This window comes from Azoarcus sp. TTM-91, from assembly GCF_012911025.1.
Classification (GTDB): Bacteria; Pseudomonadota; Gammaproteobacteria; order Burkholderiales; family Rhodocyclaceae; genus Azoarcus.
Map to the genome: position 1 here is coordinate 1 of NZ_WUEI01000127.1, position 12,136 is coordinate 12,136.

Sequence of the window (12,136 nt, forward strand, 5' to 3'; positions counted from 1 at the left end):
GCGCGGGGTGGGGCGCTGGCGGTTGCGCCGCCCGGAGGGCCGGCGCACCCTGCCTGCGCCCGGGCGGCGCGCAGTCCCCTAAACTGCCGGCCCTATCGGCATCGTCGGCGGGCCGGCATGCGAATCCGGATGAAGGTGGGCGGACATGGACGGCAACAGTGAAATGGGCGCATCGGCGCGGGCGCATGGGCAGCCGGGGCAGCCGGGGCAGCCGGGGCAGGATGGGGAGCCCTATCCGCTTGTCATCATAGGCGCCGGCGCGCTCGGCCTCAGCATCGGCGCCCGGCTTGCGCGGCGGATGGCGGTGGCGCTGGTGGCGTCCTCGCCGGCGCGCGCGGCCGGGTTGCGGGCCGGTGTGCAGGTGGATGGCAGCAACTGGCGGCCGGACGCCTGGTCGGCGCCGCGCTTGCCGCGAGCGGAGTGGGCCCTGCTGCTGGTGAAGGCCGGCGACACCGCCGCCGCGGCCGGCGCGGCGGCTGCCATGGGAGTGCGCGGCCTGCTGTCGCTGCAGAACGGGCTGGTGGAAACCCGGCTGCGGGAGGCAGCGCCCGGGGTGCCGCTGGTGGGCCAGGGCATCACCACCATGGGCGCGCACCGCAATGGCGGGGCGGTGACCCTGGTGGGCTGCGGTGAAACGCTGCTGCCGCCCGGCTTCGAGGTGCTGGCGCGCTGGCTTGATGAAGCCGGTTTTCCGGCGCGGGTGGAACCGGAGATCGCCGCCGCCCGCCTGGCCAAGCTGCTGGTGAACCTCGCCCTCAATCCGCTGACGGCGGTATTCCGGGTGCCTACCGGCGCTCTGCTGGAAGCGCCCTATCCGCCCTATGTGGAGGCGCTGGTGGCCGAAGCCTGGCCGGTGCTGCGGCGTGCCGGCCTGACGCTGGACGAAGCGCAGGCGCGGGAACGGGTGTGGGCGGTGGTGCGGGCCACCGCCGCCAACCGCACCAGCATGCTGCAGGACCTGCTGGCGGGCCGCCGCACCGAACTGGATGCCATTACCGGCGTGCTGCTGCACATGGCGCAAGCGCAGGGCGCCGAAGTGCCCACCCACAGGGCGCTGCACCGGCTGGTGTGCCTGCAGGAGGCCGCCTTCGCGGAGAGCCGCCCGCCGGCTTGAAGGCGGCGACGACGGCCTGGCCGTCGCGGCCGTTGTCGGAAATATCGCGCCGGGCGGTGATCCTGGAGTGCCGATTTCCCCGCGGCGTGATCCATGCCACATGCCGATGTATTTCCCGAAAAGTACCATCGCAGGCAATTGACCACTTTCACAGCGAGGTATTCGGCGGGCTCCCGCGGCGCGGGGCCAGCCGGCAAGCGATGGCCGCTTACCGCAAAAGAAGAAAAAAGCAGGGCGTGATCGCCCTGGCGATGCAATCGGACTGGCGGCTTTCCGCCTTTCTTTCCGCCTGCTGCCTGTTTGCCGGCACCGTTGTCCTGCCAAGCTATGCCGCCGGCCATCCGCTGCTGCAGCCGATCTTCAACATGCTGGCGCTGCCGGCCTGGGTGCTGGCCTTCCTGTTTGCGGCCATCGCGGTGATCCGCTTCCTCGGCCGGCCGCCCGCCAGTGCTGGCGGTGCGGACGCGCTGTCCGCCGGCGCTGCCTTCCGCGACCAGACGCAGGCACGGCCGCCAGTGTCTGCAGGAGGCGGGAGCGCTGGCGGAAAGACGACCGCGGAGCTGGGGCGCGCGGCAAGCGCCCCAGCTGAGGGCCCGGTGGCCGAGCCACCACCGGAGCGGCCGCCGCGGCCTACCGCCTGGTCGCTGGCGGTGCTGGACCAGGTGGAGTGGAAGCGCTTCGAGGATCTGTGCTGCGCCTTCTACCGCGAGAAGGGGATTGCTGCCCGGACCACGGTGCTGGGCGCGGACGGCGGGGTGGACATCCGCCTGTTCCAGGACGATGCCGACGCCAGCCGGGCGACCGCAGTGGTCCAGTGCAAGGCGCTGAGCCGGCCGGTGGGCGTGGCCACGGTGCGGGAGTTGCGCGGCGTGATGGCGCACGAGAAGGTGGACAAGGGCTTCTTCATGGCGCCGCGCGGTTTCAGCCCGGAGGCGCGTGCCTTTGCCGCCGAGAATCGCATCACCCTGGTGGATGGCAGGCTCTTCCTCGCCATGTTGCAGCGGCTGCCGGAGAAAGCGTCCGCCCGCCTGCTGGCGCTGGCGACCGAGGGCGACTGGACCACGCCCAGCTGCCCGCAATGCGGCGACAAGATGATCGCCCGCGAGAGCGCGCGCGGCGCCTTCTGGGGTTGCCGCCGCTTTCCCGGCTGCCGGGGCAGGCTGCCGATGCGGCGGCTGGTGCAGGAAGAGACCGTCTAGGCTTCCTGCCGCGATGCTGCCTGGCGGGGCCGCCCCGGTAAGGGGCGGCGCATCCGTCCCTGAGTTTTCCCACCCGCGCAAGCTGAAGCCGGGCCACATGCGGGCAGCCGCCAGGGGCGACCGCCACGCGGCCTGCTCCGGGGCGCTTGGGATTTCGCGCACCGCGCTCTTCCTCTCCCTGTTTTGACCAGCCCCAGCCTCATGGTGAAATGGCGGCGGGCGTGCCGCCCTTGCGCGCCGTCAGGCCACCAGGAGGAGAGTTGCCGATGATCGATCCCGCTCTGTGGAAAGTGCCGCTGCGCGCCGGCCAGGCCTGGGCCAAGGACCGCTGCACCACCCATGCCGCCGCGCTGGCCTATTACGCCGCTTTCGCGCTGGCGCCCATCCTCGTCATCGCGGTGGCGGTGGCCGGGCTGGTGTTCGGGCAGGCTGCGGTGGAAGGCCGGGTGGTGGCGGAGCTGGGCGAACTGCTGGGCGCCCAGGGCGCGGCGCTGGTGCAGCGCCTGCTGGCGGCGAGCTACGAATCGGGCGATGGCATCGTCGCCGGCGCGGTGGCGCTGTTCTCGGTGGCGCTGGGGGCGAGTGCGTTGTTCATGGAAATGGGCGCCGCCTTCGAGCGCATCTTCCGCGCTCGGCGCACCTACAAGACCTTCTGGCTGGGCATGGTGCTGCAGCGCCTGCGCGCGTTGACGGTGATCGTCGGCGTCGGCTTCCTGCTGATGGTGTCGCTGATCGCCAGCGCCGCCATCGTCGTCGTCGGCCAGTACCTCACCCAGGGCATCGCCTCGCTGCTGTGGGTGGCCTGGGCGCTGCAGGCCATCATCGCGCTGCTGATGCAGGCCGGGCTGTTCGCCATCATCTACAAGGTGCTGGCGCCGGTTCCGCTGCGGCTCAAGACGGTGTTCGGTGGCGCGCTCGTCACCGCGGTGCTGTTCGAGGTGGGCAAGTGGGGCATAGGCCTCTACCTCGGCCGCGCCTCGGTTAGCACCACTTTCGGCGCCGCCGGTTCGCTGGCGGTCATCCTGGTCTGGGTTTACTACGTTTCCATGATTCTGCTCTACGGCGCCGAGGTGACGCGGCAATTGCACCGTGTGCATGAACTGCGGCACAAGCAGGCGCAACGCCTGGGCGAGGCGGCGGGAGCGGCCTGAACGGAAAACGGCCGGCTCCTTGGGGAGCCGGCCGTTTTCTCACCGGGGCGTTTGCCGCCTCAGCGCCGGCCCAGCAGCAGGCCGCCCAGGAAGGCGACGCCGCCGGCGATGGCGACGGTGCGCCACGGGTTTTCCTTCACGTAGCCGTCGGCCACTTCGCGGGAGTGCTCCAGCTCATGCCTGGCGAGCTGGCCCAGGCGGCCGGAACTGCGCTTGAGGGTGGCGTAGTACGCGGTGCCGGTCTTGCTCCCGGCGGCGAGCAGGTCGTCCAGGCGTTGGCGCAGCGCCGGCAGGTTCTCGTCGGAGACGCTGCGGAATTCCTGCAGGATGCTGTCCAGGGTGTCCGTTTCCGCCAGCTGCGGCGTGTTGGCCTGATCCATCGGGGTATCGATGTCGGGAGCGGTCGGAGCTGTGCGGGTGCTGGTCCGTGCCATGTCGTTCTCCTTGGGCGTTGAGGATGTAAAAGCCGGGTGAGACAGGCCCGGCGATGACTTCAGCTTACGCCGCGTCGGCCGTCGTCCCTGTCAGCCGGGGTGGATTCCCCTGTAGGAAGATGCTGACCGTCTGCGCACTCGGAGCGAGGCTGCGGGCCGCCCGCCCGAGGCAAGGCCCGCTGCGCCGGCAGGGGATGCGGGCGGAGCGGGCGTCTTGGAGGCCGCGCGGCGGGTATGAACCGCAGCCGCAAGCGAAAGGGCAAAACGGGGGGCAAAAACAGGGGCGCCGCCTCCGGGGCGGCGCCGCCTGGCTTACGGCTTGACGACGATGTCGTTCTTTACCTGTTTCACGCCGGGCACGGATTCGGCGAGCACGCCGGCGCGGCTCTTCTCGGCGCTGCTCTTGGCGAAGCCGGAGAGCTGCACGGTGCCGCGCAGGGTTTCCACCTGCAGGGCCATGGCGCTCACCGCCTTGTCTTCGGCGAACTTCGCCTTGACGCGGGTGGTGATGGTGGCGTCGTCCACATACTGGCCGACGGTGGATTGATCGCGGGTGACGGCGCAACCCACGGCGGTGAAGGCGAGCAGGCCGGAAAGGGCGAGGCTGAGGGCGGTGTGTCGCATGGCATTCTCCTTGGGTTTTTGTGCCTGACCTGCCGGTGATTCGGGGAAGGTCTGTCTGCACTATAGGAGCGCTGCCTGCCGGGAAATGTCCGCAACGGCGGATTAGCGTGTAGGAGGAATCCTGCTTGTGCGCACGGGGCCGCCGCCGCGGCCTGGTGCGCCGGCGTTCAGCGTGGTGTGCCCGGCCGGGTGAAGAAGTCCGCCGGCATGCGCTTCACCGCGTCCAGCGTGCGCAGGATGTGTTCGGTGAGGATGGAGGTCGCCCGCGTTGCATCCCGCGCCAGGGTGGCGTCGAAGATGGCCTGATGTTCGGCGTGGATGTCGCGCACGATGGGCTGGCGGAACAGGCTGATGCGGCGGTAGCGCTCCGACTGCTGGTAGAGGATGTGCTGGAAGTGGCGGATCCAGCGCGACGGCGAGGCGGCGATCAGCGCCTCGTGGAAGGCGCGGTTGCGCAGCTCCCATTCCTCGGTGGTGCCGGTGTCGTGGTCGGCCAGCTTCTGCTCGGCGCGCGAGAGGCGGTGGAAGGCCGCCACCAGGTCGGCTTCCCAGGCGTCGTCGCCCAGGCTGATGGACTGGCGCAGGGCCTCGGTCTCCAGCAGCACGCGGGTGCGGGTGATGTCCTCGAAATCCGCCACCGAGATTGGTGCCACCCGGAAGCCGCGCTGGCCCTGGGCCACCACCAGGGCGTCGGTCACCAGCAGCAGCAGGGCTTCGCGCAGGGTGCCGGCGCCGACTTCGTACTGGTCCTTGAGATGCTCCACCCGCAGCTTCTCGCCCGGCGGATGCACGCCCTCGATGATGTCGCGCCGCAGGCGATGGTAGGCGCCTTCAACCAGGGTCTTGGGTTCCTGTGCATCGGTCGTGCCGGCGGTGGCGGTGCTGATCATGAGGCGGCTGCGGCGGGTTCGGGATGACGGGATTCTAGCGGAGGCGTCATTTCTTCTGTTGGCAAAAGAATTATCGGTTTTAGGTAGCTTGTCCGAGAATCAGGCCGCTCCCTGGGGTCTCCGGCGAGCCGGTGGCAGCAAATCCTCCGGCCGTGCTGAAGCTGCCCGCCGCGAGCAGCGCGCGCGGCAGGCAGGGGCGGGTGGCCGCCGGAAGCCAAGGCGGGCGGCACGCCAGGTTCAGCAGCCGGCGGCGGCTGATTCCCCGCCGCGCGCAGATTGTTTCTTCAGCCGGTAGTTGAGCTGCGGCCGGGTCATCCCCAGCATGCGGGCGGCGGCGGCGAGGTTGCCTTTGGCCCGCTGCACCGCGCGCTGCAGGATGTCCTGTTCCAGCGCTTCCAGCGACAGGCCGGCGTCCAGCACCGCGTCCGGCAGATCCAGGCCGGTCGGGATCTGATCGCCGAGCTTGCCGCTGCGGTCTATGCAGGCATGGGCGTCGGGCACCGGCACGGTGCCGACGAAGAGGTGTTCGGCTTCCACCCAGCCGTTGGCCGGGGCGAGGATCACGCCGCGTTCGATCACGTTTTCCAGCTCGCGCACATTGCCCGGCCAGTGGTGGCTCTTCAGCGCCAGCATGGCCTTGTCGGTGATGCCGGCGATGCGCTTGGCGTGCAGCGAGCAGAAGCGGGCGTTCATCGCCTCGACCAGCGGCGGGATGTCCGATACGCGTTCGCGCAGCGGCGGGATGGTTACCGGATAGACGTTGAGGCGGTAATAGAGGTCGCGGCGGAAGCGGCCGGCGGCCACCGCTTCTTGCAGGTCCACATTGGTGGCGGCGACCAGGCGCACATTGATCTTGCGGGTGCGCTCGTCGCCCAGGCGTTCGATCTCGCCTTCCTGCAGCACCCGCAGCAGCTTGGCCTGGGCGGGCAGCGGCAGCTCGCCCACTTCGTCGAGGAACAGGGTGCCGCCGTCGGCGCGTTCGAACTTGCCGGCGCGGGAGGCATGGGCGCCGGTGAAGGCGCCGCGCTCCACGCCGAAGAGCTCGGACTCGATCAGCTCATCCGGCAGCGCCGCGCAGTTCACCGCGATGAAGGGCGCCTCCTTGCGGGCGCTGAGCTCGTGCAGGGCGCGGGCGAAGCGTTCCTTGCCGACGCCGGTTTCGCCCAGCAGCAGCACGGTGACGTTGGTGTCCGCCGCTTTGGTGACCAACTCGTAGGCGTTGCGGAAACCGGCGGCGGTGCCGATCAGGTTGGGGATGCTGCGCGGACAGGCGATGCGCTGGCGCATCGCCTCCACTTCCTCGCGCAGTTCCAGCAGACGGCCGACGATGGAGTCGGGCTCGAAGTAGGGCGTCAGCTCGTGGGCGTCCGGCCAGTCCTCCACCGGCTTGCCGACGATGTGGCAATGGCCGTCGCCGGTGGCCGCGCATTCGGTCTCGCGGTAGAGGATGAAGCGGCCCATGAAGGCGGAGGTATAACCGGAGGCATAGCCGATCATCATCCAGCACACCGGGTGGTCCACCTCGCCGAACTGCTGCACGTGCACCTCCGCCTCCCACGACTGGCGCCAGATGAACTCGCCGTGGAACTTGCCGGCGTCGGCGTCGATGTCCAGCCGCACCGGCTCGACCTCCACGCAGCCTTCCAGCATGTGCAGCTGCGGGCCGACCACGAAGGCGTCCACCAGATTGCCGCTGCCGCGGATCTTGCGCGCCAGTTCGGCATCGCGCAGCCCGGAGGCGAAGCCCATGCGGGTGAGGATGCGGCGCGCCTGCTCGGCGCCCACCGATTCGATCAGCTCCTTGCGCAGCTCGGACAGCGCCGCGCTGTGCAGCAGCACCATGCGGTGCTCGCCCAGCCAGATCAGCCCGTCCTTGTCGGAAAAGCGGAGCAGTTGCCGCAGATCGGCGTTCTCCGGGTAGCGGATTTCCTTCACGTCTCCTCCTGGTGCCGGCCACTGCCGGGCGGCTGCCTAGGGTTTGTCCAGGGCGGGCTCTGATGGCCTGCACCGTGGGCGCTGGTCAGCGGCAACGATACCCCAGCTTGCACGAAAGTCATGCCTTGCCTGGCCTCGATGCGTGAGGCGGATTGTTGACGCTGTCCAATAATCTCGAAATTATGTTCGAGTGTGGCACGGAACTTGGATGAGTACCACGCCCCGGCACGCAAAGTGACCGGATGATCCACAACACGCCGGCACGTATCGGCGGGAGGAGACGACAAGCATGGACAAGCCTTATTCCGTCCTGATCCAGGACAGTGGCGAGACCTTCGCCTGCGACGGCAGCAGGAACCTGCTGCGTTCCATGGAAGTGCTGGGCCGCCGCGGCATTCCGGTCGGCTGCCGCGGCGGGGGCTGCGGCGTGTGCAAGGTGCGGGTGACCGCCGGCGACTTCCAGGCCCAGAAGATGAGCCGCGCCTGCGTCAGCGAGGAAGAGGAGAAGGCGGGCGTGGTACTGGCCTGCAAGCTCTTTCCAGCCAGCGATCTGGCTTTGCAGGTGATCGGCGGGATGAGCAAGAGCGTCTGCGCGCCACGGCGCTAGGCTGTTCGTACCCAAAGGCCGACGGCCGCCACCCGCGAGGGGGCGGCCGTCGGCCTTTTTGCGTCTGCCACGTGCAAGCCCTTGTTGCGACGCGGAAATCCGGATTGATCATTTGATCAACAGTACAGCGGATTTGATCAATTGATCACTCGATAAAGCTGGATTATTCAGCGTCTTGATATCGAGAAAATGAAAAATATCAGTGTTATCAGAGAACTGTGGGTTCTGGCACGCGACTTGTGTTGTTAGAGCGCAAGACCGAGCCGACTGGATCAAAACCGCAGGAGCCCGCCGATGCCCACGACCTCCACCGCCACCCCCATCGACGTCAGCAGAAAGTTCGTCCGCCTGATAGCGCGCCGGAGCGACGGCCTCATCGAGTTCGAATTCGCCATCGGCGAGCCGGAACTGTGTGCCGAGCTGCTGCTGCCGGCCGCCGCCTTCGACGCTTTCTGCCAGCGCAATGCGGTCACCGAACTGCCCGCCCGCGAGCCGGCGGACGACGCGGAGGACGAAGCTGCCGCCTGGAACTGGAGCCTGCACCAGGCGACGCAGCAGCGCTTCCGCTGAGCGACACCCTGGAAAGAAGCGATTCCACCACCGCATCCAGCATCACCCCAGCATCACTCATAAGGCCGCAACAGGCCAGCACAAGGAGGAGACCCAGATGCATATCGACCTGCGCACAGTGAGCATCAAGCCGCTGCGCCAAACCTACGACCACGTCGCCCGCCGCATCGGCGGCGACAAGCCGGCCTCGCGCTACCAGGAAGGCACTTTCGACCTGCAGGCGACGCACAACTTTCACTACCGGCCGACCTGGGATCCGCAGCACGAGATCTTCGACCCCAGCCGCAGCGCTATCCGTATGGCCGACTGGTACGCCTTCAAGGACCCGCGCCAGTTTTACTACGGTGCCTACGCCCTGGCGCGGGCGAAGCAGCAGGACACCGCCGAGGGCAACTTCGATTTCGTCGAAGACCGCGGCCTCGCCGACGATCTGCCGGCCGCGCTGCGCGACACCGTGCTCAAGCTGCTGGTGCCGCTGCGCCATGTGGCCTGGGGTTCGAACATGAACAACGCCGCCATCTGCGCCTACGGCTACGGCACCGCCTTCACCCAGCCCTGTGTCTATCAGGCCATGGACCAGCTCGGCATCGCCCAGTACCTCACCCGCATCGGCCTGCTGCTGGGCGACGTGGCCGTGCTGGACGAGGCCAAGGCGGCGTGGATGGACGACGAAGCCTGGCAGGGCCTGCGCCGCTACGTCGAGGACAGCTTCGTGCTGAAGGATCCGTTCGAGCTCTATGTGGCGCAGAACGTGGTGCTCGATGGCCTGCTGTACCCGCTGGTGTACGAAACGGTGATAGACGGCGTGCTGGCGGCCCGCGGCGGCACCGCGGTGGCCATGCTCACCCGCTTCATGACCGACTGGTTCGGCGAAACCAGAAAGTGGGTGGACGCCACGCTGAAGACCGCCGCCGCCGAGTCCGTCGGCAACCAGGCGCTGCTGCAGAAGTGGATCGCCCACTGGCGCGATCGTGCCGCCGGGGCGCTGCTGCCGGTGGCGCGCATCGCCCTCGACGAGGACGCCGAGGCGGTGCTCGCCGACACGCTCCAGCAGTTCGACGCCCGGCTGGCCAAGGCCGGCGTGGCCCTCTGAGGAGCATGCGATGTCCACCGTATTCATCGCCCTGCAGGCCAACGAAGACACCCGCCCCATCATCGAGGCGATCGCCGCCGACAACCCGCAGGCGCGCATCAACGAAGCGCCGGCCATGGTGAAGATAGACGCCGAAGGCCGCCTCACCGTGCGCCGGGCCAGCATCGAGGAACGCATCGGCCGTGGCTTCGACCTGCAGGAACTGCACATCAACCTGATCTCGCTCTCCGGAAACATCGACGAGAGCGACGATGAACTGACGCTGAGTTGGCACGCCTGAGCGCGCCGCACAAGAAAGGAGACACCCCATGGACATGCAAGTCGCCAAGAAGAAGCTCGGACTCAAGGAGAAATACCAGGTCATGACCCGCGGCCTGGACTGGGAGCCGAGCTACCAGAAGAAGGAAGACATCTACCCCTACGCCAGCTACGAGGGCATCAAGATCCACGACTGGGACAAGTGGGAAGACCCCTTCCGCCTCACCATGGACGCCTACTGGAAGTACCAGGCGGAGAAGGAGCGCAAGCTCTACGCCATCATCGACGCCTACGCCCAGAACAACGGCCACCTCAACGTCACCGATGCGCGCTACATCAACACGGTGAAGCTCTTCCTCACCGGCGTCAGCCCGCTGGAATACATGGCCCACCGCGGCTTCGCCCATGCCGGCCGCGCCTTCCCCGGCGCCGGCCCGCGGGTGGCCTGCCTGATGCAGTCGCTGGACGAGATCCGCCACGCCCAGACCCAGATCCACGCCCTGTCCAACTTCAACAAGCACTACAACGGCCTGCACGACTTCCGCCACATGCACGACCGCGTGTGGTACTTGAGCGTGCCGAAGAGCTTCTTCGACGACGCCGTCACCGCCGGCCCCTTCGAGTTCATGGTGGCCATCGGCTTCTCCTTCGAGTACGTGCTTACCAACCTGCTGTTCGTGCCCTTCGTCTCCGGCGCCGCCTACAACGGCGACATGGGCACCATGACCTTCGGCTTCTCTGCCCAGTCGGACGAAGCGCGCCACATGACGCTGGGCCTGGAGGTGATCAAGTTCATCCTCGAGCAGGACCCGGACAACCTGCCCATCGTTCAGCGCTGGATAGACAAATGGACCTGGCGCGGCTACCGGGTGCTCACCCTGGTGGCGATGATGATGGACTACATGCTGCCGAAGCGGACCATGAGCTGGAAGGAAGCCTGGGAGGTGTATTTCGAGGAGAACGGCGGCGCGCTGTTCAAGGACCTGGCCCGCTACGGCATCACCATGCCCAAGTGCGCCGAGACCATCGCGCTGGAGAAGGACCACCTCTCCCACCAGGCCTGGGGCACCTTCTACAACTACGGCGCCGCGGCCGCCTTCCACACCTGGGTGCCGGAAAAGGAGGAGATGGACTGGCTGGCGGCCAAGTACCCGGAGAGCTTCGACAAGTACTACCGCCCGCGCCTGGAGTTCTGGCGCGAGCAAGCGGCCAAGGGCAAGCGCTTCTACAACAAGACGCTGCCCATGCTATGCCAGACCTGCCAGATCCCGATGCTGTTCACCGAGCCGGGCGACCCCAGCAAGATCTGCTACCGCGAGGTGGATTACCAGGGCAGCAAGTACCACTTCTGCTCCGACCACTGCAAAGCGATCTTCGAGCACGAGCCGGAAAAGTACGTGCAGTCCTGGCTGCCGGTGCACCAGATCTACCAGGGCAACTGCTTCCCCGAAGGCACAGACCCCACCGCCGAAGGCTTCGACCCGCTGGCCGCGGTGCTGCAGTACTACCACCTGGAATTCGGCCGCGACAACCTGGACTTCGAAGGCTCGGAAGACCAGAAGAACTTCGACCTCTGGCGCGGCCAGGCGACGAAGAACGGCTGAGCTTCATTCACCAGGCGGGCAGGCGATGGCGTTCATCCCGAGGCCCTCGGCCAGGCGCTGGTGAGCGGAGCCGCAGGGGCCGGAAGGTCTCTCCTGCGAGCGCCGCGCTCCAGGCCGGACGAAGGAGGCCGGCCCCGGACGCCGCTGCCTGCCCCAGCACCCCACATCACTGAACAACGAGGAGACCCGACATGGCTGTCGCTGCCATCGGCAAATACGAATTCGAGCCCGCCGACGCGCTCGAGAAGTTCCACGGCGCCCAACTGCTCTACATCGGCTGGGAAGACCACCTGCTGTTCTGCGCCCCCTTCGCCTTTCCCTTCCCGCCGACCATGCCGTTCCGCGCGGTGGTCGAGGAGGTGCTGCCCGGCAGCTTCGGCTACCACCCGGACTTCGCCCGCATCGACTGGGCGCAGGCCGAGTGGTTCAAGTCCGGCCAGCCCTGGCGGCCGGACTTCGACAAATCGCTGGCGGAGAACGGCCTGCGGCACAAGGACGTGATCCGTTTCCGCACGCCCGGCTTGAGGGGGATCGCGGGGTCGTGCAGCTGAGCGGGGCGGCGGCTTGGCTGTGAGGGGCTGTGTGTGGGCAGTCTGAGGGCAGTCTGAGGGCAGTCTGAGGCTTGGCTCTGTCAGCAGTCCGCGAGCAGTCCGGCGG

The 12,136-nt window shown here is 67.9% G+C and carries 13 protein-coding genes; 9 read left to right on the plus strand and 4 right to left on the minus strand.

All coding sequences use genetic code 11. From position 1 onward, the window contains the following. The first annotated feature begins 145 nt into the window (after nucleotides 1–145). The 3 genes from GRF61_RS20930 (at nucleotide 146) to GRF61_RS20940 (ending at nucleotide 3,464) form a co-directional block, all read left to right on the plus strand. Nucleotides 146–1,114 (plus strand): 2-dehydropantoate 2-reductase, encoded by a 969-nt coding sequence (locus GRF61_RS20930; RefSeq protein ID WP_248281374.1) that lies wholly within the window; start codon nucleotides 146–148, stop codon nucleotides 1,112–1,114. 236 nt (nucleotides 1,115–1,350) lie between these two features. Then, on the plus strand, nucleotides 1,351–2,313 hold the full coding sequence (locus tag GRF61_RS20935; RefSeq protein ID WP_348982453.1) for a restriction endonuclease: 963 nt from the start codon (nucleotides 1,351–1,353) through the stop codon (nucleotides 2,311–2,313). Nucleotides 2,314–2,579: 266 nt separating this feature from the next. Beyond that, on the plus strand, nucleotides 2,580–3,464 hold the full coding sequence (locus GRF61_RS20940) for a YihY/virulence factor BrkB family protein (protein WP_169152561.1): 885 nt from the start codon (nucleotides 2,580–2,582) through the stop codon (nucleotides 3,462–3,464). 59 nt (nucleotides 3,465–3,523) lie between these two features. Here the strand turns inward: GRF61_RS20940 and GRF61_RS20945 are convergent, their stop codons facing one another. The 4 genes from GRF61_RS20945 to GRF61_RS20960 form a co-directional block, all read right to left on the minus strand. Continuing rightward, a complete protein-coding gene (locus GRF61_RS20945; protein ID WP_169152562.1) occupies nucleotides 3,524–3,898 on the minus strand; it encodes a DUF883 family protein in 375 nt (124 codons plus the stop codon). Nucleotides 3,899–4,210: 312 nt separating this feature from the next. Then, entirely contained in the window at nucleotides 4,211–4,522 is a 312-nt protein-coding gene (locus tag GRF61_RS20950) for a BON domain-containing protein (protein WP_169152563.1), read from the minus strand. 167 nt (nucleotides 4,523–4,689) lie between these two features. Next, nucleotides 4,690–5,412: an FCD domain-containing protein gene (locus GRF61_RS20955; protein WP_169152564.1), complete on the minus strand. Its 723-nt coding sequence runs from the start codon at nucleotides 5,410–5,412 to the stop codon at nucleotides 4,690–4,692. Between the two features lie 237 nt (nucleotides 5,413–5,649). Beyond that, on the minus strand, nucleotides 5,650–7,347 hold the full coding sequence (locus GRF61_RS20960) for a sigma-54-dependent Fis family transcriptional regulator (RefSeq protein WP_169152565.1): 1,698 nt from the start codon (nucleotides 7,345–7,347) through the stop codon (nucleotides 5,650–5,652). A gap of 289 nt (nucleotides 7,348–7,636) precedes the next feature. On the opposite strand from GRF61_RS20960, the gene GRF61_RS20965 reads away from it, so the two are divergent. The 6 genes from GRF61_RS20965 to GRF61_RS20990 all read left to right on the plus strand — a co-directional run bounded on the left by GRF61_RS20965 (nucleotide 7,637) and on the right by GRF61_RS20990 (nucleotide 12,030). Beyond that, nucleotides 7,637–7,954 carry a 2Fe-2S iron-sulfur cluster-binding protein gene (locus GRF61_RS20965; protein WP_169152566.1) on the plus strand — a complete coding sequence of 106 codons (318 nt, stop codon included), beginning with the start codon at nucleotides 7,637–7,639 and terminating at the stop codon, nucleotides 7,952–7,954. A gap of 294 nt (nucleotides 7,955–8,248) precedes the next feature. Beyond that, entirely contained in the window at nucleotides 8,249–8,524 is a 276-nt protein-coding gene (locus tag GRF61_RS20970; protein ID WP_169152567.1) for a phenol hydroxylase subunit, read from the plus strand. A 97-nt stretch (nucleotides 8,525–8,621) separates the two neighbouring features. Next, nucleotides 8,622–9,617 carry an aromatic/alkene monooxygenase hydroxylase subunit beta gene (locus GRF61_RS20975; RefSeq protein WP_169152568.1) on the plus strand — a complete coding sequence of 332 codons (996 nt, stop codon included), beginning with the start codon at nucleotides 8,622–8,624 and terminating at the stop codon, nucleotides 9,615–9,617. A 10-nt stretch (nucleotides 9,618–9,627) separates the two neighbouring features. Further along, nucleotides 9,628–9,897 carry an MmoB/DmpM family protein gene (locus GRF61_RS20980; protein WP_169152569.1) on the plus strand — a complete coding sequence of 90 codons (270 nt, stop codon included), beginning with the start codon at nucleotides 9,628–9,630 and terminating at the stop codon, nucleotides 9,895–9,897. 28 nt (nucleotides 9,898–9,925) lie between these two features. Beyond that, nucleotides 9,926–11,479: an aromatic/alkene/methane monooxygenase hydroxylase/oxygenase subunit alpha gene (locus GRF61_RS20985; protein ID WP_169152570.1), complete on the plus strand. Its 1,554-nt coding sequence runs from the start codon at nucleotides 9,926–9,928 to the stop codon at nucleotides 11,477–11,479. A gap of 191 nt (nucleotides 11,480–11,670) precedes the next feature. Beyond that, nucleotides 11,671–12,030: a phenol hydroxylase subunit P4 gene (locus GRF61_RS20990; RefSeq protein WP_133591330.1), complete on the plus strand. Its 360-nt coding sequence runs from the start codon at nucleotides 11,671–11,673 to the stop codon at nucleotides 12,028–12,030. The last annotated feature ends 106 nt before the right edge of the window (nucleotides 12,031–12,136 follow it).

What these genes read in the sequence shown, in the direction of transcription:
- GRF61_RS20930 (WP_248281374.1), top strand. Translation starts at nt 146, where the DNA reads ATGGACGGCAACAGTGAAATGGGCGCATCGGCGCGGGCGCATGGGCAG.
- GRF61_RS20940 (WP_169152561.1), top strand. Translation starts at nt 2,580, where the DNA reads ATGATCGATCCCGCTCTGTGGAAAGTGCCGCTGCGCGCCGGCCAGGCC.
- GRF61_RS20945 (WP_169152562.1), bottom strand. Translation starts at nt 3,898, where the DNA reads ATGGCACGGACCAGCACCCGCACAGCTCCGACCGCTCCCGACATCGAT.
- GRF61_RS20950 (WP_169152563.1), bottom strand. Translation starts at nt 4,522, where the DNA reads ATGCGACACACCGCCCTCAGCCTCGCCCTTTCCGGCCTGCTCGCCTTC.
- GRF61_RS20955 (WP_169152564.1), bottom strand. Translation starts at nt 5,412, where the DNA reads ATGATCAGCACCGCCACCGCCGGCACGACCGATGCACAGGAACCCAAG.
- GRF61_RS20965 (WP_169152566.1), top strand. Translation starts at nt 7,637, where the DNA reads ATGGACAAGCCTTATTCCGTCCTGATCCAGGACAGTGGCGAGACCTTC.
- GRF61_RS20970 (WP_169152567.1), top strand. Translation starts at nt 8,249, where the DNA reads ATGCCCACGACCTCCACCGCCACCCCCATCGACGTCAGCAGAAAGTTC.
- GRF61_RS20975 (WP_169152568.1), top strand. Translation starts at nt 8,622, where the DNA reads ATGCATATCGACCTGCGCACAGTGAGCATCAAGCCGCTGCGCCAAACC.
- GRF61_RS20980 (WP_169152569.1), top strand. Translation starts at nt 9,628, where the DNA reads ATGTCCACCGTATTCATCGCCCTGCAGGCCAACGAAGACACCCGCCCC.
- GRF61_RS20985 (WP_169152570.1), top strand. Translation starts at nt 9,926, where the DNA reads ATGGACATGCAAGTCGCCAAGAAGAAGCTCGGACTCAAGGAGAAATAC.
- GRF61_RS20990 (WP_133591330.1), top strand. Translation starts at nt 11,671, where the DNA reads ATGGCTGTCGCTGCCATCGGCAAATACGAATTCGAGCCCGCCGACGCG.